We start from the raw sequence: 397 nt of genomic DNA on the forward strand, positions 1-397 counted from the left end.
TGGTGATTCGGTGCGGTTCGCGCCTGACGGGTTCGTGACGTTCGAGCACAAGACGGGTGAGCTCGGCACGAAAGAGGTGCAGTACGTCGTGTCCGATGGCACGTTGACCTCGGCCGGGGTGCTGACGGTGGAGGTGAAGGAGCCGGGTGCGCTGAACCCCATCGGCACCCCTGATTTCGCGGAGGTCTTCGCCGGCGAGACCATCCTGATCGAGCCGCTGATCAACGACCTCACCCCCTCGGGTGAACCGCTCGCGCTCCTCGGCGTCGAGAACACGTCCACAGCGGCCACCGTCACGCCGAACACTGATCGTGGCGTGATCGCGTTCTCGTCGGATCAGGTCGGCACGCATATCTTCTTGTACAACCTGGGTGCTGGTGCGGCGACGAGTGTGGGG

Annotated in this window: 1 protein-coding gene; it reads left to right on the forward strand. The window is 64.5% G+C overall.

Annotated elements, in window-relative coordinates; translation table 11 throughout:
- Positions 1 to 397, forward strand: a 397-nt coding sequence (locus AC6CH0_RS17775) for a hypothetical protein (RefSeq protein ID WP_498103339.1), incomplete at both ends; no start/stop codon positions are given.

The sequence above is a fragment of the Agromyces sp. GQ35 genome (assembly GCF_059758475.1).